16 protein-coding genes are annotated in these 19237 nt (G+C 65.0%); 5 read left to right on the top strand and 11 right to left on the bottom strand.

Going from position 1 to position 19237, the window contains the following annotated elements; all coding sequences use genetic code 11:
- Nucleotide 1 precedes the first annotated feature (1 nt).
- The 4 genes from GUY30_RS06515 to GUY30_RS06500 form a co-directional block, all read right to left on the bottom strand.
- A complete protein-coding gene (locus GUY30_RS06515) occupies nt 2-1279 on the bottom strand; it encodes an RNA polymerase sigma factor (RefSeq protein ID WP_167195237.1) in 1278 nt (425 codons plus the stop codon).
- Nucleotides 1279-1620: a YciI family protein gene (locus tag GUY30_RS06510; RefSeq protein ID WP_167195234.1), complete on the bottom strand. Its 342-nt coding sequence runs from the start codon at nt 1618-1620 to the stop codon at nt 1279-1281. The genes GUY30_RS06515 and GUY30_RS06510 overlap by 1 nt, the downstream gene beginning before the upstream one ends.
- A 122-nt stretch (nt 1621-1742) precedes the next feature.
- Nucleotides 1743-3167, bottom strand: coding sequence for an NAD(P)H-quinone dehydrogenase (locus tag GUY30_RS06505; protein WP_167195231.1), 1425 nt, complete (start codon nt 3165-3167; stop codon nt 1743-1745).
- Between the two features lie 92 nt (nt 3168-3259).
- Complete coding sequence (locus GUY30_RS06500; protein WP_167195228.1) at nt 3260-3811, bottom strand: gamma carbonic anhydrase family protein; 552 nt, start codon at nt 3809-3811, stop codon at nt 3260-3262.
- Nucleotides 3812-4094: 283 nt separating this feature from the next.
- Here GUY30_RS06500 and GUY30_RS06495 point away from each other — a divergent pair, with 283 nt between their 5' ends.
- On the top strand, nt 4095-4343 hold the full coding sequence (locus GUY30_RS06495) for a WhiB family transcriptional regulator (protein WP_009374875.1): 249 nt from the start codon (nt 4095-4097) through the stop codon (nt 4341-4343).
- Between the two features lie 174 nt (nt 4344-4517).
- Here GUY30_RS06495 and GUY30_RS06490 read toward each other — a convergent pair whose 3' ends face one another.
- Nucleotides 4518-6032 carry a sensor histidine kinase gene (locus GUY30_RS06490; protein ID WP_167195225.1) on the bottom strand — a complete coding sequence of 505 codons (1515 nt, stop codon included), beginning with the start codon at nt 6030-6032 and terminating at the stop codon, nt 4518-4520.
- A 134-nt stretch (nt 6033-6166) separates the two neighbouring features.
- Nucleotides 6167-11047, bottom strand: a complete 4881-nt coding sequence (locus GUY30_RS06485) for an NAD-glutamate dehydrogenase (protein WP_228281759.1) — start codon at nt 11045-11047, stop codon at nt 6167-6169.
- Between the two features lie 140 nt (nt 11048-11187).
- On the opposite strand from GUY30_RS06485, the gene GUY30_RS06480 reads away from it, so the two are divergent.
- On the top strand, nt 11188-11652 hold the full coding sequence (locus tag GUY30_RS06480) for a DUF2505 family protein (RefSeq protein ID WP_167195219.1): 465 nt from the start codon (nt 11188-11190) through the stop codon (nt 11650-11652).
- 95 nt (nt 11653-11747) lie between these two features.
- Here GUY30_RS06480 and GUY30_RS06475 read toward each other — a convergent pair whose 3' ends face one another.
- From GUY30_RS06475 to GUY30_RS06465, 3 genes are read right to left on the bottom strand one after another with little or no spacing between them, the layout of a single operon-like run.
- Nucleotides 11748-12224, bottom strand: coding sequence for a DUF6912 family protein (locus tag GUY30_RS06475; RefSeq protein WP_167195216.1), 477 nt, complete (start codon nt 12222-12224; stop codon nt 11748-11750).
- 10 nt (nt 12225-12234) lie between these two features.
- Nucleotides 12235-13512, bottom strand: coding sequence for a CpaE/TadZ family protein (locus GUY30_RS06470; protein WP_208091497.1), 1278 nt, complete (start codon nt 13510-13512; stop codon nt 12235-12237).
- Nucleotides 13512-14159 carry an SAF domain-containing protein gene (locus GUY30_RS06465; protein WP_167195213.1) on the bottom strand — a complete coding sequence of 216 codons (648 nt, stop codon included), beginning with the start codon at nt 14157-14159 and terminating at the stop codon, nt 13512-13514. The genes GUY30_RS06470 and GUY30_RS06465 overlap by 1 nt, the downstream gene beginning before the upstream one ends.
- Before the next feature lie 159 nt (nt 14160-14318).
- On the opposite strand from GUY30_RS06465, the gene GUY30_RS06460 reads away from it, so the two are divergent.
- Nucleotides 14319-14540, top strand: a complete 222-nt coding sequence (locus GUY30_RS06460; RefSeq protein ID WP_025780784.1) for a helix-turn-helix domain-containing protein — start codon at nt 14319-14321, stop codon at nt 14538-14540.
- A 37-nt stretch (nt 14541-14577) separates the two neighbouring features.
- Here GUY30_RS06460 and GUY30_RS06455 read toward each other — a convergent pair whose 3' ends face one another.
- Nucleotides 14578-15093 (bottom strand): hypothetical protein, encoded by a 516-nt coding sequence (locus GUY30_RS06455; protein ID WP_167195210.1) that lies wholly within the window; start codon nt 15091-15093, stop codon nt 14578-14580.
- A 149-nt stretch (nt 15094-15242) separates the two neighbouring features.
- Between GUY30_RS06455 and GUY30_RS06450 the strand changes: the two genes are divergently transcribed.
- Together GUY30_RS06450 and GUY30_RS06445 are read left to right on the top strand one after the other, a co-directional pair.
- Nucleotides 15243-16007, top strand: a complete 765-nt coding sequence (locus GUY30_RS06450; RefSeq protein WP_167195207.1) for a LysM peptidoglycan-binding domain-containing protein — start codon at nt 15243-15245, stop codon at nt 16005-16007.
- Entirely contained in the window at nt 16004-16474 is a 471-nt protein-coding gene (locus tag GUY30_RS06445; protein WP_167195204.1) for an Rv3235 family protein, read from the top strand. The genes GUY30_RS06450 and GUY30_RS06445 overlap by 4 nt, the downstream gene beginning before the upstream one ends.
- Before the next feature lie 18 nt (nt 16475-16492).
- Here GUY30_RS06445 and secA read toward each other — a convergent pair whose 3' ends face one another.
- Nucleotides 16493-19183 carry a preprotein translocase subunit SecA gene (gene secA, locus GUY30_RS06440; RefSeq protein WP_167195201.1) on the bottom strand — a complete coding sequence of 897 codons (2691 nt, stop codon included), beginning with the start codon at nt 19181-19183 and terminating at the stop codon, nt 16493-16495.
- Nucleotides 19184-19237: the final 54 nt, after the last annotated feature.

Genomic DNA, 19237 nt, shown 5'->3' with positions numbered 1-19237 from the left:
GTCACCGCTGAAGATCGGTGATCCGGGCAGTGATGTATTCGGATTCGGCATCGTTGCCGGGGCATTCCAGACCGGCGGCATAGGCGTCCTCGGCTTCGGTCGTGCGGCCGAGTTCGTCGAGGGTGATGGCTCTGGCGATGTGGAAGGGCCTGTGTCGCCGCAGCTGCGGGTCATCGGCAAGTTCGTCCAGGGCCATCATGGCCGCTTCGGGTCCTGAGACCTGGCCGAGGGCGATCGCGGTGTTGAGTGCAACGACCGGCGACGGGTCGAGGTCGGAGAGCATCCGATAGAGCACGAGGATCTGCTTCCAGTCCGTGTCCGCGAACCTCGCTGCATCTGCGTGGAGGGCGGCGATCGCCGCCTGGATGGTGAAGGCACCGGCCCCCGGCTCCCCCGCAGCTGTGCTGACGAGCCCGGTGCCTTCGGCGATGAGGCGAGAATCCCAGAGGCTGCGGTCCTGATCGGCCAACGGCACCGGCCGACCGTCCGCAGACACCCGAGCTCTGCCGCGCGCACGCGTGAGCAGGAGCAGAGCCAGCAGACCACGGGCTTCGGTCTCTTCCGGCAGGAATCCGACGAGCAAGCGGGTCAGGCGGATGGCTTCGCGCTGCAGGTCGATTCGCGTATGGGCGGGACCGGCAGAGGCGTTGATCCCCTGGGTGAAGATCAAGGAGAGGACGCGCAGCACCCCGGGCAGGCGTTCCCCGAGCTCATCGGGGGCAGGTCGGCCGAAGGGAATCCCGGTCTTGAGGATCCGCTGCTTGGCGCGGACGATCCGCTGCTGCATCGTCGCTGTCTCGACGAGGAAGGCGGCAGCCACCTCGGCGGTGGTCAGTCCCGAGAGGAAGCGCAGGATGAGGGCGATGCGTTCGTCCTCACGCAGGGTCGGGTGGGAGCAGGTGAAGAACAGCCCGAGGCGTTCGTCGGGCATCTCCGCTGCATCCATCTCCTCGCCGAGGCGGACCGCGTGGTCGTCGTGGTCACCTGGTCGCAGCTCATCCTCGATGCGCAGTCGGGCGAGGTGGCGGGTGCGCACCTCGTCGGCGCGGATGAGGTCGATGGCGCGGTTCTTCGCTGTGGTCATCAGCCATGCCTGGGGACGGTCGGGCACTCCCCGACTCGGCCAGGTCTCGACCGCGCGGAGCACGGTGTCGTGGAGGGCCTCCTCGGCGAGGTCGAAGTCACGGTACCGGGTGACCAATGCCGCGAGCAGCCGCCCGAAGTCCTCCTCGCCGATGGCGCTGAGGATCCGGGCGGCCGCATCGGGATCGGGTTCCATCAGTAGTCGGCCACCGGACGGATCTCGATGTGTCCGGCCTTCGCCGCGGGGCTCTTCTTCGCCCAGGCGATCGCCTCGTCGATGTCGGCGACCTCGATGACGTAGCTGCCGCCGACGAATTCGTTCGATTCGGCGAACGGGCCCGAGGTCACCAGCGCTTCGCCGCCGGTTCCGCTGACCCGAACTCCGAGTTCGGGCCCTTCGAGGGCGAAGCCGCCGACGACGATTCCCGCCTCGCCGATCTCCTTGTCGAATGCCATGAACTCGGCCGGATCCGCTCCGCCGTCCTCACCGCATTCCGGATCCTGTGTGCGTCCCATGAGCAGAAGTGCGTACTTCATGTCGATCTCCTTCGTCGTTCCTCATGTCATGCCGGGCGGCCTGACACCATGATGACGGTCGAGGAGCGATCGGATCGACAGCCGCGGAGAAAAACTTTTCCCGCGGTCGCGGAATCGAGAGATCAGAGGTGGCGGTGGAGCTTCCGAGCCGCCTCGGTCAGCGACCCGCTCACGGAGGGGTAGACGACGAAGGAGGCAGAGAGCTGATCGACGGTGAGCCGGTTCTCCACGGCCATGGTGATCGGCAGGATGAGTTCGCTGGCTCGCGGGCCGACGACGACGCCGCCGAGGATCGAGCCGGATCCGCGTCGGGCGAAGATCTTGACGAAGCCGTCCTTGATGCCGAGCATCTTGGCGCGCGGGTTCGTGTCCAGCGGCAGCATCACGGTGTCGATATCCGTCGGATTCTCGCGGTAGTTCTGCTGGGTGAAGCCGACGGTGGCGATCTCAGGTGCGGTGAACACGTTCGATGCGACATTGCGCAGCTTCAGCGGCTGCACGGCGTCGCCGAGTGCGTGGTTCATGGCGATCCGGCCCTGCATCGCAGCCACGGAGGCCAGCGGCAGCACGCCGGTGCAGTCACCGGCCGCATAGATTCCGGCCCGCGAGGTCCGCGAGACCCCATCGACGGCGATGTGCCCGGATTCGCTGACCCGCACACCGGCCTTCTCCAAGCCGAGGCCTTCGGTGTTCGGAATCGAACCGACGGCCATGAGGCAGTGGGAACCCTCCACTCGGCGTCCGTCGGCGAGCACCACTTCGACTCCGTCATCGGTGCGGGTCACCGAGGCGGCGCGGGAACGGGAGAGGACGTTCATGCCCTTGTTGCGGAAGACGAATTCGAGCACATCGGCTGCGTCCTCGTCCTGACCGGGCAGGACCTTCTCACGCGAAGACACGAGGGTCACCTCGGTGCCCAGGGCGCGGTAGGCCGAAGCAAACTCGGCACCGGTGACACCGGAGCCGACGACGATGAGGTGCTCGGGCAGCTCGTCGAGGTCATAGAGCTGGGTCCAGGTGAGGATGCGCTCGCCGTCGGGCTGCGCGGTGGGCAGCTCACGCGGATGGGCACCCACCGAGAGCAGGATCGTCGAGGCCTCGAGAGTGTATTCGGTGCCGCCGGTTTCGACGACATGGACCTGGTCGCGACCAGCCAGAGTCGCCTTGCCCTGAATGGCTTTGACGCCGGCGCGGATGAGGCCTTCGTAGATGTCGTTGGCCTGAGCATCGGCGAGCGACAGGATGCGCTTGTTGACCGCTTCGAGGTCGGCGGTGACTCGGCGCGTATCGGCCTCGGTGTCCTCGGCGTTCTCGATCCGGATTCCGAGCCCGCCGGAGCGCTCGATCTCTTCCATCATCTCCGCGGTGGCGATGAGCGACTTCGACGGCACGACATCGGTGAGCACGGCGGAACCACCACACCGATTCTGCTCGATGAGCATGACATCGGCACCGAGCTGAGCCGCGACGAGCGCGGCTTCGTAGCCGCCGGGGCCGCCGCCGATGATGACGACGCGATCTGCAGTGGAATCAAATTCAGTGTTCACACTCAGATTGTCTCAAATCGCCACGATGCTTGCGAACGGCCCCCTGCGGATCGAATCCGCATCGGTCCCGCGTCGCTCAGGCGTCGGTCCGATCAGCTCGGATCGACCACCTCGGCGGTGTCCTTGTGCAGGGTCGACAGGTGCACATAGGACTGTGCGTTCTGACGGACCTTCTCCACTCCTTCGTCGGTCATCTCACGGCGCACCTTCGCGGGAACACCGGCGACGAGCGAGCGGGCGGGGATCTGCGTGCCTTCGAGGACGACGGCGCCCGCGGCGATGAGGGATTCGCTGCCGATACGGGCATCGTTGAGCACCGTGGAGTGCATTCCGATGAGCACATCGTCGTCGACGACGGCGCCGTGGACGAGGGCTTGGTGGCCGATGGAGACCCGGTCGCCGATGACGACGGGTTTGCCGGCGTCGGTGTGCATGACGGTGTTGTCCTGCACGTTCGAGTCCTCACCGATCGTGATCGGGGCGGCTTCGGCGCGCAGAACACAGCCGTAGAAGACACTGGCGCCCCGCTTCACGTGCACATCGCCGACGAGGGTGGCACCGGCCGCGACGAAGGCTCCCGGATCGACCTGCGGTGTGTGGCCGCCGACGGAGACGATGCGGGGGCCGGCGAGATCGTTGGTCATGAGTCCTCCATTGGTTCACAAGATGTCTGAGTGCATTCATCTGCTGTCTGCATGTGCCTGCCAGTCTAGGCGGAGACGCTCCGGCAGGCCCGAAAAGACGAATCGCGGACCGATTTGCGCGATCGCCCTCATAGCAGGACAATAGGGAAAATTCTTGTCAGAAATTTCACACTGCCGGACCCTTGTGCGCCCAATTGCGTTATGTGAACCTTGACTGTGAGAGTTGCACGCCCGAAATTCGGGCGTGATCAACCGCGTTCACTGAATTCGTCGAAAGGTCACCATGGATTGGCGACACCGTGCAGCATGCCTCAATGAGGATCCGGAGCTCTTCTTCCCGATCGGCAACACCGGACCCGCGCTGCTCCAGATTGAGGAAGCAAAGACTGTCTGTCGCCGTTGTGAAGTCGCAGAGACCTGCCTTCAGTGGGCCCTCGAGTCCGGTCAGGATGCCGGAGTCTGGGGCGGTCTGAGCGAGGATGAGCGTCGCGCTCTCAAACGTCGTGCCGCTCGTGCCCGCCGCGCCGGCTGAGTCGCCGGTGATGCCGGCTGAGCAGCCGGTGATCGGGGTGGCAGTCCCCTGAACTGCCGAACAGATATCTGAATCACCGAGCGACACCCGCTCTGAAGTCTGAGTCCCTAGTCCCGACGGCGAATGATCGTCGTCGGGACTAGGGACTCAGTCGTGTGCGCGAACGGGCGCCGCTCAGTCGTAGGAGTCCGGGCGCAGCGGCACATCGAGGACGGCTATGGTTCCGCCGCCGTCTCGCGCCTGCCATTGGATCGAACCGGCCAGGTCGGCGGAGACCAAGGTGCGCACGATCTGCGTGCCCAGACCATTGCCCGGATTCTGCGTCTCCCCCAGCCCGATGCCGTCATCGGCGATCGTCACGCTCAGTCGGTCGCCGTTGCGCTCGGGCGTCACCCACACGTGCCCGTTGAGCGTCTCCCCCGGTTCCAGATTCTCGAGATTCTCGGTGGGGAATCCGTGTTCGATCGCGTTCGTGATCAGCTCCGTGATGGCCAGGGCCAACGAGGTGGCATCGGCTGAGGAGATGGTCCCGAAGCTTCCGCACCGTTTGAGTTCGATGTGCACCAGAGGGCTGGTCAGCTCGGGTGTCAGGCGCAGTCCCTTGTCGACGACTTCGTCGAAGTCCACCTCGGATTCGACGCCTTGGCTGAGCACGTCATGGACCACTGCGATGATCGAGACGCGGCGCATCGCCTCCGTCAGCGCGCTCTTGGCCTCGGGATTGTCGATGCGGCGGGTCTGCAGCCGCAGCAGTGCGGACACGGTCTGCAGATTGTTCTTCACCCGGTGATGCATCTCTTTGATCATCGCGTCGCGGGAGAGCAGCTCCCGTTTGCGGCGGCGGATCTCGGAGACGTCACGGGCGAGGACTATCGCACCGATCCGCTCCCCCTCATCCGTCAGCGGAATCGCGCGCAGGGACACACTCGTGCGTCCGACTTCGAGTTCGGTCCGCCACGGGGCGCGTCCCGTGAGCACCAGCGGGAGGGTCTCGTCGACCTGACGCAGGTCCGCGCTGAGACTCGAGACCACCTCGGAGAGATAGCTGCCTTCGATCTCTCCTCCGAAGCCGAGCCGATGCATCAGCGACACGGCGTTGGGAGAGGCGTACTGCACATGCGAGTCACGGTCGAGGATGAAGATGCCGTCACCGACCCGCGGTTCTCCGTGCCGGGCTCCCGACGGGGCATCACGGTCGGGGAACGTGCCCTGCACGATCATCCGCATCAGTGCCATCGCCGATTCCCGGTAGTGCTTCTCCAACCGGGACGAACCCCTGCGACGAACCTCTTCGGAATATCGGACCACGAGGGCGATGACCTCGCCATGCCGGATGATCGGCACCGCCTCGGCGAGGATGTCGACGTCGGCGGATCCGGCGCTGATTCCCATCTCTCGGGCTGCGGCGACGTGGGTGACATAACTGCGGGTGCTGCTGGCCTGGTCGAGCAGCTCCTTCTCCAAGCCGGTCGCCCGCGCTCCGATCAGGTCCCGATTGAACAGCGTCGCCCCGGTCGTCGATCGGGCATGCGCCAGCACCGTATACGCACCGCTGAGCGACGGCACCCACAGCACGAGGTCGGCGAAGGAGAGATCGGCCAGCAGCTGCCAGTCCCCGACGAGCAGATGGATGTGTTCGACGTCTGACTCATCCGTGAGGCCCTCGGCCGCCAGCAGTTCGTTGAGCACGATACGTTCCTCCCAGGTGAGATCAGCAGACCCGCGGTGCCCGCGGGTCTGCTGAGATGTCGATGTTCAGACGCTACCACTTAAATCGTGCACAGAGGCACGCGCCGAGGCGGTGGTGTCCGACCGGCAACGGCTCAGCCGTTGTGTTCGCTCTCCCACGCCGAGGAGCGGACCAGCGACCGCAGGGAACGCAGCAGCACCGACAGCGGTGCCTGGGTCACCGAGTCGAGTCCGAGGATCGTCTCCGTCGTCTCCAGCACCCGGCCCACGATCGTGTCGTTGCGCTCCAACCATTCGGCCAGCCGCTGCTTCGCCCGTTCGTCCGGGGTTCCGGAGATCGGCGAATCCGTGGCGCCGAGGACCGTCTCGGTCACCGACAGGATCGCGGCGTAGTAATCGTCACGCATGGATCCGCGAGCCAGAGCCGACCACCGGTCGCTGCGGTCGAGGTCACCGATGAGGGTGAGGATCTGCGAACCGGAGAAGCGTTCGTTCACGGCGTAGTAGACCTCGGCGACATCCTCGGCGGATTCGTTCGCCCGGGCGGCCAGCTGGGTGATGTCCAGCAGCACGAACTCGTCGAGCAGGGCGGCCGACCGCCAAGCGAGTTCGCTCGGCACGCCTTCGTCGATGTAGCTCTGAGCCTTCGCCTGCATCGTCTCGGCATCGTAGCCGTCGACGAGGTCGGGAACCCGGGACCGCAGAGCCTCGACTACCTTGCCGTACATCTCGATGCCGGAATCGACGTCGAGGCTGTCCGGTGCCTGCTGCACGAGCCAACGCGAGGAGCGGTCGAGGACACGCACATAATCGTGCTGGAGCTTCACCTGCACCTCGGTCGGCACCTGGTTGTCGAGTGCGCACACCGCTTCGAAGAAGTCATCGAGTCCGAAGATCTCCGAGACCACGACGAACACGCGTGCGATCTGCGGCACCGAAGCCGGAGTCTCTTCCAACATCCGGTAGATGTAGGTGAGTCCACCACGATCGACGAGTCGGTTGACGAGCTTCGCCGTCGCGATCTCCCTGTGCAGAGGGTGTTCGGGGATGAGCTCGCCGTACTTCTCCTGCAGGGCCTCCGGGAAGTAGGACACGAGTTCGCGCCGCATCCAAGTCTCGTCCGGCACGGTGCTGGCGAGGACCTCATCGGCGGCGTGCATCTTCACATAGGCCAGCAGCACGGCCAACTCGGGTGAGACATAGTAGCTGAACTCGCGTGTGGCCAGTTCGTCGGCATTGGGCAGGAATTCGACCGCACGATCGAGGTCGGCGTGCTTCTCCAGGTAGTTGAGCATCCGACCGTAGGTGCCCGACATCGATTCGGTCTGCGCCCGAGCCTCGCCGAGGACGACGTTCTGGGAGTAGTTGTTCGCCAGCACTCGGTCAGCGACCTGGTCGGTGAACGAGTGCAGGACCTGCTCCCGCTCTTCGGCGGCGAAGGCTCCCTTGTGCAGAAGCGTGCGCAGGAGCAGCTTGATGTTGACCTCATGGTCGGAGCTGTCGACGCCGGCCGAGTTGTCGACGGCATCGGTGTTGACCTCGACGCCGCCCAGCGCGGCCTCGACACGTCCGAGCTGAGTCACACCGAGGTTGCCGCCCTCTCCGATCACACGCGCCCGCACATCTGCGCCGTCGATGCGGATGGCATCGTTGGACTTGTCGCCGACATCGGCGTGGCTCTCGGCAGAGGACTTGATATAGGTGCCGATTCCGCCGTTGTAGACGAGGTCGACGGGTGCCTTGAGGATTTCGGACATGAGGTCAGCGGGGCTGCGCTTTCCGGGTTCGACTCCGAGCACCGAGGCGGCTTCTGCGCTGAGGTCGATCGACTTCGCCGACCGGGGGAAGACTCCGCCGCCGGCGGAGATGAGCTCCCGGTCGTAGTCCTGCCAGCTCGACCGCGGCAGGTCGAAGAGCCGCTGACGTTCGACGAAGCTGCGGGCGGCGTCGGGGTTCGGGTCGAGGAAGATGTCCCGGTGGTCGAAGGCCGCGACCAGGCGGATGTGCTGACTGCGCAGCATGCCGTTGCCGAAGACGTCGCCGCTCATATCGCCGATGCCCACGACCGTGAAGTCCTCGGCTGCGGTGTTGAGCCCGAGTTCGCGGAAGTGGCGTTCGACGGACTTCCACGCACCCCGGGAGGTGATGGCCATCGCCTTGTGGTCGTAGCCGACCGATCCGCCCGAGGCGAACGCATCGCCGAGCCAGAATCCTCGGCGTTCGGCGATCGCATTGGCGACATCGGAGAACCGTGCCGTGCCCTTGTCAGCGGCGACGACGAGGTAGTAGTCATCGCCGTCGTGGCGGACGACGCGGTCGGGGTGGACGACGACGCTGGAGTCATCGGCACCGTAGGTGAGGTTGTCGGCGACCTCGAGCATGCTTTCGATGAACACCTCGTAGGCGGCCTGACCGGCGGCCATCCAGGCGTCCCGATCGCTCATCGGCGGCAGCTGCTTGGGGAAGAATCCGCCCTTGGCGCCGGTGGGCACGATGAGGGCGTTCTTGACCATCTGCGCCTTGACGAGGCCGAGGACCTCGGTGCGGAAGTCATCGCGACGATCCGACCAGCGCAGTCCGCCGCGGGCGACGGTGCCGAAGCGCAGGTGGACGCCTTCGACCTGCGGGGAGTACACCCACATCTCGAGTGCCGGCTTCGGCTTCGGCACGAAGCTGAGCTCGTCGGGCCGGATCTTGAGCACCAGTGCCGTGGGCAGGGCACCGGATTCGTCGATGTAGTAGTTCGTGCGCAGGGTCGCACGCAGCAGTTCGAGCGAGGACCGCAGGACGCGGTCGGCGTCGAGGCTGGCCACCTCGCTGAGTGCGGATTCGATCGACTCGTCGATCTCGGCCATCGCCTCTTCGCGTCCGACATCGTCGACGTCCGGGTCGAACTTGGCGGTGAAGTAGTCGACGAGCAGCTTCGAGATGTTCGGGTTCTCGCTGTAGACCTCACCGACATAGGCATCGGAATAGGTGAAGCCCGCCTGGCGCAGGTATTTGCCTAGTGCGCGGATGATCGTCACATGCTGCCAGGAGAGTCCGGCGACGACGAGGCGGTCAAAGACTCCCGCTTCCTTCTTGCCGTCCCAGCCGGCCATGAAGGCCTCGGCGATGCGGTCGTAGTCGTCATCGGCCAGCTCTTCGGAGAAGCTGAGTCCGAAGTCGTAGATGTATCGATGCGTTCCGTCGGCGAGGTCGAGCTCGTGGGGCCGTTCGTCGACGACGTCGGCACCGAATGCCGTGAGGTAGGGCAGGACCTCGGACAGGCTGACCCGGTCACGACGGTAGAGGACGAGCCGGACGGAGGCGTCGGTGCTCTGGTCGGGACGGTAGAGCCGGACTGCCGGACCGTGGCCGGCTTCGAGAGCTTCGAACCGACCGACGTCGGCGACCGCCTCGGCGGGGGTGTGATACTCACCGTAGCTGGGCGGGAACGCCTTCGACCACAGGTCGGCCCGGGCCTGCGAGGCTCCGGTGTCGCCGGCTTCGGCGGGAACCAGGAACGCGTGGACATCTTCGGACCAGGAGCGGACGGCTCCGACGATGCGGGCCTCGACCTCGTCGGTGCTGATCTGCGGCAGTTCGCAGTCACGGGCGACACGGGCCACGAAGTGGATGCGGGCCAGCGCCGATTCGCTCAGCAGCACATCGAAGTCGACGCTGTCGGCGTTGTAGAACTGACGCAGCACTTCCTGCACGCGCACTCGGGCATCGGTGTTGTACAGATCGCGTGGGAGGTAGAGGATGACGGAGACGAAGCGCTGGTACGGATCGGTGCGGACGAACACGCGGGATTCCCGGCGTTCCTGCATATCGACGATCTCCATGACGACGTCATAGATCTCCTCGGTGCCCTCATGCAGCAGGTCCTCGCGGGGGTAGTTCTCCAAAACTCCGAGGAGTTCGTTGGCCGAATGGGATCCGGCGGGGAATCCGCTGGCCGAGAGGATCTTCGCGACCTTCCGATCGATGACCGGGATGTTGAGGACGCTGTCGTTGTAGAACTCGGGTTTGAACACGCCCACGAAGCGGCGCTCGCCGACGATCTCGCCGTCGGCATCGAAGGTCTTCACGCCGATGTAGTCCATGAAGGACGAGCGGATGACACGGGAACGGGAGTTCGCCTTCGTCAGCACCAGCACATGCGGTTCCAGTGCCTTGTCGGCGACGGCCTGGCTGAGCGGCGACGACACGAGGGGACGCAGGGCCGAGATGCCCATCGAGGTGTCCTCGATCGGTTCGAGGCTGCTGTGGTCGGGGTCGTGGATGTAGTCGTACTCGCGGTAGCCGAGGAAGGTGAAGTGACCGTCGAGCCAGGTGAGCAGGGCGGCGGCGGACTCGGCTTCGGAGGCCAGCTCCGGACGCGGTGAGTGCGCGCTCAGCTCTGCGGCGATGTCTTTGGCCTTCGCGGCCATCGCCTGAGCGTCCCGGGCTGCCGCGGAGACATAGTCGAGGACTCCGCGCAGGCGCTCTTCGAGTGCGTCGAAGTCGGTCTCCGAGATGCGGTCGATCTCGAGGCGGATCCACGACTGCTGCTGCGGGGCGCCGTCCACCCTGCTGGCAGGGTCTTCGGAGACCGTGGGAATGCTCGCCGTGTCCGCACTGAGCGCGGGAGCTTCTGCCGGAGAGAGGACCTTCTCCCCCGGACCGGTTCCGGTGACCGTGATGATCGGGTGGTGGACGCGGCGGATGGCTCTGCCGTTCGCGGCGAGGTCGCTGACGATCGAGGACACGAGGTGAGGCATATCGGCGAGCACGATGGCGATGACCGTGTGGTTGTCCCGGAATTCCGGCGAGTCGACGTCCGGGTTGTAGATCGCGATCGCCGGCCTCTGACCGTCGTATTCGGTGCCGAGTGCGAAGTGGCGGGCCGCCGCGGCAGCGTATGCCTCGGGATCGTGGGCCCCTGTTTCGAATCGCGGATAGTACGCTTCGAGGAAGTTCTCGGGAGCAGATTGTCCCCTCTGCTTCCTCCACTCTTCTGCAACATTCGAAATTGAGACCTGAGTCACTGTGTCACCTCTATGTTCAACGAGATTCGTCATGCGATTCGACGTCGAATCGACATTCACCACACTATGCCCAAATATCGAGAAAGGCACGCCGAGCGGCATACGGTGGTGTACCGTACATTCGCTGGCAAACTGGAGCTATGCGATCTCTGACTCTCAATCAAGAATATTCGGTTGATCTGTCGACATTCCTGGCAAAACTCGCCGACCCCGGCGTGTGGGAGAAGCTCGGCTCCGATGCCAGCGCCGAATACATCGACCCCGACACCGAGATGACCGTGCGGACGCCGATGCCCAAGGCCGAGCTTCCGTCGGCTCTGGCCTCCAGGCTTCCGGACAACACCGTGCTGGTCGAGGTGTACATGATTCCCGGAGACGTCCTCGGAGATGAGGCCGAGATCCGCATGACCGCCCGTGCCGCAGGAGTTCCCGTCGAAATCGATGCGGTCCTCGAGCTGCGCGAAGTCGAGTCGGTGACGAAGCTGGCCGCACACGCCGAGATCAGCTCATCGATCCCGATGTTCGGGCCGATGATCGAACAGGCCGTGGTTCCGATCCTGGAGAAGCGGTTGGGCGACCGGCTGCGCCGCTTCGAATCCGCCTGAGCCGCACGACCGGCGACTCGGGCCGAATCGTCCTTGGGGTGGTTCAGGCCGAGTCGCGCTTGGGGTGGTTCAGGCCGAAACGCTCTTGGTCCGATTCAGGCCGTGTCGCCGAGCAGCTGCTCCAGCTCCGACGCGTCGTACCACAGCAGATCGGAAGCGCCGAGGTGGTCCTCGGCCGCGCCGGGACCCGTCTCCTCGGCCAGACGCACCGCCTCATCCCAGACGACGTCCTCGTCGAGGTGGAAGCTCGCCACCCTGGACAGGTCGACTTCACCGAGGCCGATGAGGTCGAAGCCCTCGGTCAGCGGTTCGGTCGGGCTGGACTCGGGGGCGTCATAGGCCACGATGACACGGCGCTCGGGAGCCGCCTCGGTGCCGGGTTCGGTTTCAGCGGGATCGAACGCCGCATTCGCGGCCAGGGCGGCGGCGATGCACATCGCGTCGAACTCAGCGGATTCGAACTCCTCACCGCGCAGGCTGCGCCCCTGAGCGTCGGGAGCGACGGCACGGACGTCGGTCAGCGTCGAGCGCAGCGCGGTCAGGGTGGCGGGAATGTAGCAGCGAATGGCCATGCCCCTCATCTTAGTCCTGCGCTCCGCTCCCCTGGCTCACCCGCACTTTCTGTGTGCGTCCGCGACGACCGGCGCCGCGACGTTCGCGTCCTCCTCCGGATCTGCGGGTCCGGCGACGACCCGGCAGGAGATCGTCGACCATCCGCGCGAGATCTCCGACGAGGACGGACTTCGGGTTCTGCTCATGCAAGGTGTGGCCGGCGAGCATCGCGGCATCAGCCGTGGAGCGATCGTCGCTGAGCAGGAAGTCCGGAGTGATCCTGACGAATCGGTCGAGGACTTCTCTGATCCGCGTCTCGGCGGGGTGACCGACCGCGCTCGGCCGCACCTTCGTGATCACCAGACGCATCTTCTCCCGGACCGCCTCCGCCCGCGGTGTGCCGAGGAGTTTGACCAGCCGCTGCAGACCGATCGGATCACCGGCGGCGAGGACGAGCACGATATCGGCGGCCTCGAGAGCGGCGCGGGTCGCGCAGTGCCGGTCATAGAAGGGGTCGGCCAAGTCATCATCGGGATCGATGCGGTCGCTGACGTCGACGATGACGACGTCGTAGACCTTGGCCAGACGTTTGAGCACCGCTTCGAGGACGGAAGCGCGGATCTCCGGCCACCGTTCGGGCCGGGTCAGCCCGGTGACGGCGTGGAAGTTCTCACGGATCGACGCATGCGGCACAGTCTGCCGGCCGAGGCGGTTCACCGGGTCCGTCTGCGACCGGCAGAGGCTCGCCAGGTGCGAGGACTCCTCTGTCAGGCCGAGGGTGGACGCGACCATCCCGGAGACGGTGTCCGCGTCGACGAGGACGCTGCGTCTGCCCTGGCGGGAGGCCTGATCGGCGAGGTTGACCGCGGTGAGTGTGCGTCCGGGCGATGATCCGGTCCCCCACACGGTGATGATCACTCCCGCTCCCCCGCCGGGGCCGGGAGGTGCGATCGGGCGCGGCGGGACCACGGTGGCGGCACGGACGTCGTCGATCGCCGACGCCATTGTCGTCGCATCCGCGTCGGTTGCGACGACCGCGGTGATGCCGACGGCCTCGAGGGCGTGCGCGTCGTCGCCGAAGCCGAGCACCTTCGCACCGGATGCTGTGATCGCGGCGACCACTTCGGCGTCGAGGCCGGGAAAATAGCGGCCGATGATGACGACGTCGGCCCCGCCGGTGCGGCAGTGGGCCAGCAGCTCCACCTCGTCGGCGGGGCGGGCGACGATCGTGACGTCGTCGATCTCGCTGAGCAGCTCGAAGAGGATGAGGTCGTATTCGAAGTCGACGGCCAGCAGGACCTGAGTCATCACTGCTCGCCTTCGTCGGCGGGAACGGACGGGGCGCCGACGACGGAGAGCACGCTGCGACCGTCGAGAGCGGCGAGCACGCCGGGCAGGTCCACGGAGCCGACGAACACTTCGATGCGCGCGCCCTCGCCTGCCCCGAAGCTGCCCACGTCCCGATTGATATGGGCGACCGGGGCCGAATCGACGATCTGCTCGGGCGGAGTTCCGTCGTCGTCGAGTCCGTTCTGCTCCGGCTGCGCCCACACGTCGACGAGGCTGCCCGAGTCGACGACACTCGGCACCGAACCGGCGATGTCGATGGCCACAACCCGTCCTTCGAGTTCGGACAGGGGCGCCACCGCCGAGGCGGCCAGCAGCTCTCCAGCTGCTACGACGGCGCGCACGCTCGTGTTCTCCGGCAGCTCGGAATCGGCCGAGAGGTACTTCTTGCCGAGGTCGGCGAGGTTCACCTCGGCGACGGTGAGATCGGCCGGCTTGAGCACTTCACCGGGGACGAGTGCGCGTGCGCTCGCCCACACTCGGGTGGTCGAGTTCGCCGAGGTGACGAGCAGATAGGTGCCGACGACAGCGAGGACGACGAGCATCGCCCCGACCAAGAGCCGGGCATCGGTCCAGCGCGGACGGCGGATTCGTTTCGAGAGCTCCATTGCATCTCCAGATTTGCAGAAGTTTCACTGACAGAAACTGTTTCTCAGTGATAATATTGACCATCAAATGATGCCAAAGCAATGTTTTTGGCAAAATGCACCAACAAGCAGATGGACATCTGGTGGCAGATGGACATTTGGAATGGGAGAAGTCACCTCATGGCCGTCGAAAGTCGCTTCCTGCCGCTGACCGATGTGGCCGAGCTGCTCAACGTCTCGATCGCACAGGCTCGGGCCCTCGTCCGTTCCGGCGATCTCCGCGCCATCAAGGTCGGCGGGCGCGGCCAGTGGCGGGTCGAGAAGTCCGAGATCGAGGCGTATATCCAGCGCATGTACGAGCGCACCGAGTATCAGATCAAGACCGGATCCATCGAGGACTGACCCACTCGTATCCACTCTGATCGCCTTCACGCCCGGATCACTCGAAGGGGTTCGTCCGGGCGTGAACGGCGCTGATCGCCGCGAAGGGGATGATCCGGCCGGCGATCTCGACGTAGTCGGCAGCGACGAGTGCGCATCGTCCGCGAATCGCGCTCGTGTGGTCGACGGTGTCGATCGACACCTCTTCGTGGGCGGCTGACCAGCGGCGCAGCGCCGATCCCATCCCCAAGCGCTCCAGCCCTCCCGCTTCGAACCGATGCACCCTCGTGGTCAGCCTGAGTCCACGGACGGCGCTGATCGAAATAGCGGAGACCTCCACCCCGGCGAGGACGACGATGTCCCGGCCGAGGAAGCTCGCAGTCCCCGTGACGTCGCGATCGGACAGCATCACCTGCACGGTCGATCCCAATGATCCCCGCAGCCGTTCGAGCAGCGTCCTTTCGGCCGCCTGCCCTGCGATCTCGTCACCGAACTCGCCCCTCCTGGCATGCGCCTGCGCCGCAGAGTCGGCGGCTTCGATATCCGCCAGGAGTGCGTCGATGCGATCGTCCATAGACGCTAAGCCTGCCCCAGCTGTAGTCCACTTTCAAGACTTGAAACCGATCAGCGCGGAACTACAGTCGTGTAGTTAGAGCCGATCCATTGACAGCAAATTGCATCCAACGGCATCATTATGATCAATATCCAATGGAGGATGTCTAGATGTATCTCTTGATTGCATGTGCGGGTTCATGGCTGGTTCTGCTCGGTTCGTTCTTCACAGCGTGGAAGCAGCTGCCCCAACCGCTGACGACCAGTGACGTCGTCGTCCTCGTCATCATCGGCACCGGAGCACTCCTGTTCTCACGAATCGGAGTCGTCTCACTGCTGGCGCTGCTGATGAGAGTTCTCCCTTCCGGTCGCTTCCGGTCGGTGCTGGCCGGAGTCGTCGTCACGGTGATGCCGCGGATACTCGCGTCGAGCGTTCTTGCCATCATCTCCGCCGGCTTGGTCGTCCACTCCGCTCAAGCGGCGCCGATCACCGGTCCCGGGCCCGAGCTGACGTCGTCGACACAGGCCCCGACCGATCCCGGGTGGCCGACTGTCGACGATGATGAGCGCTCCGCGGATCGGGCACCACTTCCCGACCCCGGTTGGCCTACCGAATCGCCGCCGGACAACACGCCTCCGTCCCCCTCGGGCGACCCACCGGCCGACGATCCCATGAGATCGGATCGGGCCGACGAACCGGACCGCAGCGGGAATTCGAACGAGCCGGGCGACGAAACCGATGTACCTGCGGGTTCCGGGACCGCCACACATATTGTCGCTCACGGCGAGAGCCTGTGGTCGATCGCAGCCGATCTGGCCGACACCCCAGCGGAGATTCCGCAGCTCGTCGCTGACGTCTACGCCGCCAACGAGGACACCATCGGACCCGATCCGAGCCTCATCATCGCTGGTCAGAGATTGGAGATCCAGACATGACCGCCCCGCTCACCCTCACCCGACCACAGGCTCCGGCACCGCCTCGGCAACCAGTTGCGCCGGTGCCCACTGCGCAGTCTCCTCGCCGAGTCAGTCGGCATGACCGAGGGCAGGACATTGCGGACGATCGGGCGCGGATCGCGGCCACGGCCACCTCGTTGGCGGTTGCCTGCCTCGAGGTCCTCTCCGGTGTCAGGCGCAGCGAGACGATCGCCCGCTGGGTCGAGCCGGAGCTGCTGGCGAAGATCGATCACCGCTGTCAGCTGCGCGCCGAGGTGGCGCCGCACCGGGCGACCGTGCCCGGCAGCCGTACGGTGCGGCCGGGAACGGCGCACGTCTGCCAGGTCACGCCCGAGATCGCCGAAGTCACGGTCATCGTTGCCGCTGCAAACCGCATCCGGGCGGTGGCAGTCCGCTTGGAGCTGCTCACCACCCGCTGGACGCTGACTGCGCTGCAGACGATGTGAGCCACTGAGGGCTCTTCGTCAGTTCTTGGCCTTCTTCTTCGCGCGACGTTCGGCGCGATTGGTCGGAGCCGGTTCGTCGTCGTCCTCGCATTCGGAAACCGAGGCGGAACCGGCCTCCGACGGAGCCGACAGCTGCATCTTCGGAGTCTTGTGTCGCAGCTCCTCGGCGTCGACCTCGACCTCGGGTTCGGCATCGCCGGTGCCGGCCGAGGATGTCACCTGGACCTGCAGCGTGTTGGTCAGGCGGACGACGTCCTCCTTGATCCCGTCCTGCATGGTCTTGAACATCTCGAAGCCCTCACGCTGGTACTCCACCAGCGGGTCCTTCTGGGCCATGGCGCGCAGTCCGATGCCGTTCTTGAGGTAGTCCATCTCATAGAGATGCTCACGCCAGCGCTTGTCGATGACGGAGAGCACCACGCGACGTTCGAGTTCGCGGGTGGCGTCCTCTCCGAGTTCCTCTTCGCGCTGGGAGTAGAACACGTCGAGATCGGACTGGATCTCCCGATTGAGGCGGTTCTTCGAGAGGTTCCCGAGCCCGCCGAGTTCCTCGGCGAGGTCGTCGGAGGTGATCGACGGCGAGTAGATCTTTCCAAGAGCTTCGAAGAGCTCGTCGATCTGCCAATCCTCGACCGGACCCATCGTCGCCTGGGCGACGTAGGCGTCGATGACCTCTTCGCGGAACTTCGCAACCTGCTCTTCGAGGTCGGCGCCGTCGAGCACACGGCGGCGCTCGTCGTAGATGACGGTGCGCTGACGGTTGAGCACATCGTCGTATTTGAGGACGTTCTTGCGCTGCTCGGCATTGCGCTGTTCGATCTGTGACTGGGCCGAGAGGATGGCGCGTGAGACCATCTTCGATTCCAGCGGCACATCGTCGGGCACGTTCGCCGTGGCCATGATCCGCTCAGCGGCTCCCGAACCGAACAGACGCATGAGGTCATCGGTCAGCGAGAGGTAGAACCGGGATTCTCCGGGGTCGCCCTGACGCCCGGAGCGTCCGCGCAGCTGATTGTCGATGCGGCGCGATTCATGGCGTTCGGTGCCGAGCACGTAGAGCCCGCCGAGTTCGACGACCTCCTCGGCTTCTTCCTTGACCTTATCCTCGGCGGCCTTGAGCACCTCGGGCCATTCGGACTCGTACTGGTCCTCGTTCTCGGCCGGGTCGAGGCCGCGACGTTCCATCTCCGCGACCGCGAGGAATTCGGCGTTGCCGCCGAGCATGATGTCCGTACCGCGTCCGGCCATGTTCGTGGCCACCGTGACGGCGTTCTTGCGTCCGGCCATCGCCACGATCGACGCCTCACGGGCGTGGTTCTTCGCGTTGAGGACCTCGTGCTTGACGCCGCGTTTGGCCAGATTCTTCGACAGGTATTCGCTCTTCTCGACGCTCGTCGTGCCGACGAGCACCGGCTGTCCGGTCTCGTGGCGTTCGACGATGTCGTCGACCACGGCGTCGAACTTCGCAACCTCGTTCTTGTAGACGAAGTCGGACTGGTCGACGCGCTGCATCGGCTTGTTCGTCGGAATCGGGACGACGCCGAGCTTGTAGGTGGACATGAACTCTGCGGCCTCGGTTTCGGCCGTACCGGTCATTCCGGAGAGCTTCTCATAGAGACGGAAGAAGTTCTGCAGGGTGATTGTCGCCAGGGTCTGGTTCTCGGCCTGGACCTTCACCCCTTCCTTCGCCTCGATGGCCTGGTGCAGGCCTTCGTTGTAGCGGCGGCCCTTGAGCACGCGACCGGTGTGTTCGTCGACGATGAGGACTTCGCCGTCGAGGACGACGTAGTCCTTGTCTTTCTTGAACAGCTCCTTGGCGCGGATGGCGTTGTTGAGGAAGCTGATGAGCGGGGTGTTCTCCGCGTCGTAGAGATTGCCGATGCCCAGGTAGTCCTCGACACGTTCGATTCCGGGCTCGAGGACGCCGACGGTGCGCTTCTTCTCATCGACTTCGTAGTCGCGATCGGTCTTCAGACGCTTGACGACCTTGGCGAACTCGCCGTACCAGCGGTTGGCATCGCCTTCGGCAGGACCGGAGATGATGAGCGGGGTACGGGCCTCGTCGATGAGAATCGAGTCGACCTCGTCGACGATGGCGAAGGCATGGCCGCGCTGGACGAGCTCGTCGGCCGACCAGGCCATGTTGTCGCGCAGGTAGTCGAAGCCGAATTCGTTGTTCGTGCCGTAGGTGATGTCCGCGGCGTACTGTTTGCGGCGCAGATCCGAGGGCATGTTCGCCTGGATGCAGCCGGTTTCCATCCCGAGGAACCGGAATACACGGCCCATCAGTTCCGATTGGTAGGTGGCCAGGTAGTCGTTGACCGTGATGATGTGGACCGGGTTGCCGGTGAGAGCGTTGAGGTAGGCCGGGGCCGTGGCGACCAGGGTCTTGCCTTCACCGGTCTTCATCTCGGCGATGTTGCCCAGGTGCAGGGCGGCGCCGCCCATGAGCTGAACGTCGAAGTGTCGCAGACCCAGGGTCCGGCTCGATGCTTCGCGCACGGTGGCGAAGGCTTCGGGAAGCAGAGAGTCGAGGCTTTCGCCGTCCTTGTAGCGCTCCTTGAACCTGCCGGTTTCCTCACGCAGTTCGGTGTCCGTCATCTCGCTGAACTCATCGGACAGCTGATTGATGGCATCTGTGTATCGGCGGAGCTTCTTCAGAGTTCTGCCTTCACCTGTGCGCAGAAGCTTCTCGAGGAAATTAGCCACTTTTCTCCTAATCGGCATGTCTGCCGGACAACGACTCGAACGACTGTATAGCCC

The sequence above is a fragment of the Brevibacterium pigmentatum genome (assembly GCF_011617465.1).
GTDB classification, from domain to species: Bacteria; Actinomycetota; Actinomycetes; order Actinomycetales; family Brevibacteriaceae; genus Brevibacterium; species Brevibacterium pigmentatum.
Note: the sequence above shows the minus strand (reverse complement) of the source record. Positions and strands in the feature narration are given on the sequence as shown.

Coding starts and splice junctions, on each gene's coding strand:
- GUY30_RS06515 (WP_167195237.1), bottom strand. CDS start 1,279: ATGGAACCCGATCCCGATGCGGCCGCCCGGATCCTCAGCGCCATCGGC.
- GUY30_RS06510 (WP_167195234.1), bottom strand. CDS start 1,620: ATGAAGTACGCACTTCTGCTCATGGGACGCACACAGGATCCGGAATGC.
- GUY30_RS06500 (WP_167195228.1), bottom strand. CDS start 3,811: ATGACCAACGATCTCGCCGGCCCCCGCATCGTCTCCGTCGGCGGCCAC.
- GUY30_RS06495 (WP_009374875.1), top strand. CDS start 4,095: ATGGATTGGCGACACCGTGCAGCATGCCTCAATGAGGATCCGGAGCTC.
- GUY30_RS06480 (WP_167195219.1), top strand. CDS start 11,188: ATGCGATCTCTGACTCTCAATCAAGAATATTCGGTTGATCTGTCGACA.
- GUY30_RS06475 (WP_167195216.1), bottom strand. CDS start 12,224: ATGGCCATTCGCTGCTACATTCCCGCCACCCTGACCGCGCTGCGCTCG.
- GUY30_RS06470 (WP_208091497.1), bottom strand. CDS start 13,512: ATGACTCAGGTCCTGCTGGCCGTCGACTTCGAATACGACCTCATCCTC.
- GUY30_RS06465 (WP_167195213.1), bottom strand. CDS start 14,159: ATGGAGCTCTCGAAACGAATCCGCCGTCCGCGCTGGACCGATGCCCGG.
- GUY30_RS06460 (WP_025780784.1), top strand. CDS start 14,319: ATGGCCGTCGAAAGTCGCTTCCTGCCGCTGACCGATGTGGCCGAGCTG.
- GUY30_RS06455 (WP_167195210.1), bottom strand. CDS start 15,093: ATGGACGATCGCATCGACGCACTCCTGGCGGATATCGAAGCCGCCGAC.
- GUY30_RS06450 (WP_167195207.1), top strand. CDS start 15,243: ATGTATCTCTTGATTGCATGTGCGGGTTCATGGCTGGTTCTGCTCGGT.
- GUY30_RS06445 (WP_167195204.1), top strand. CDS start 16,004: ATGACCGCCCCGCTCACCCTCACCCGACCACAGGCTCCGGCACCGCCT.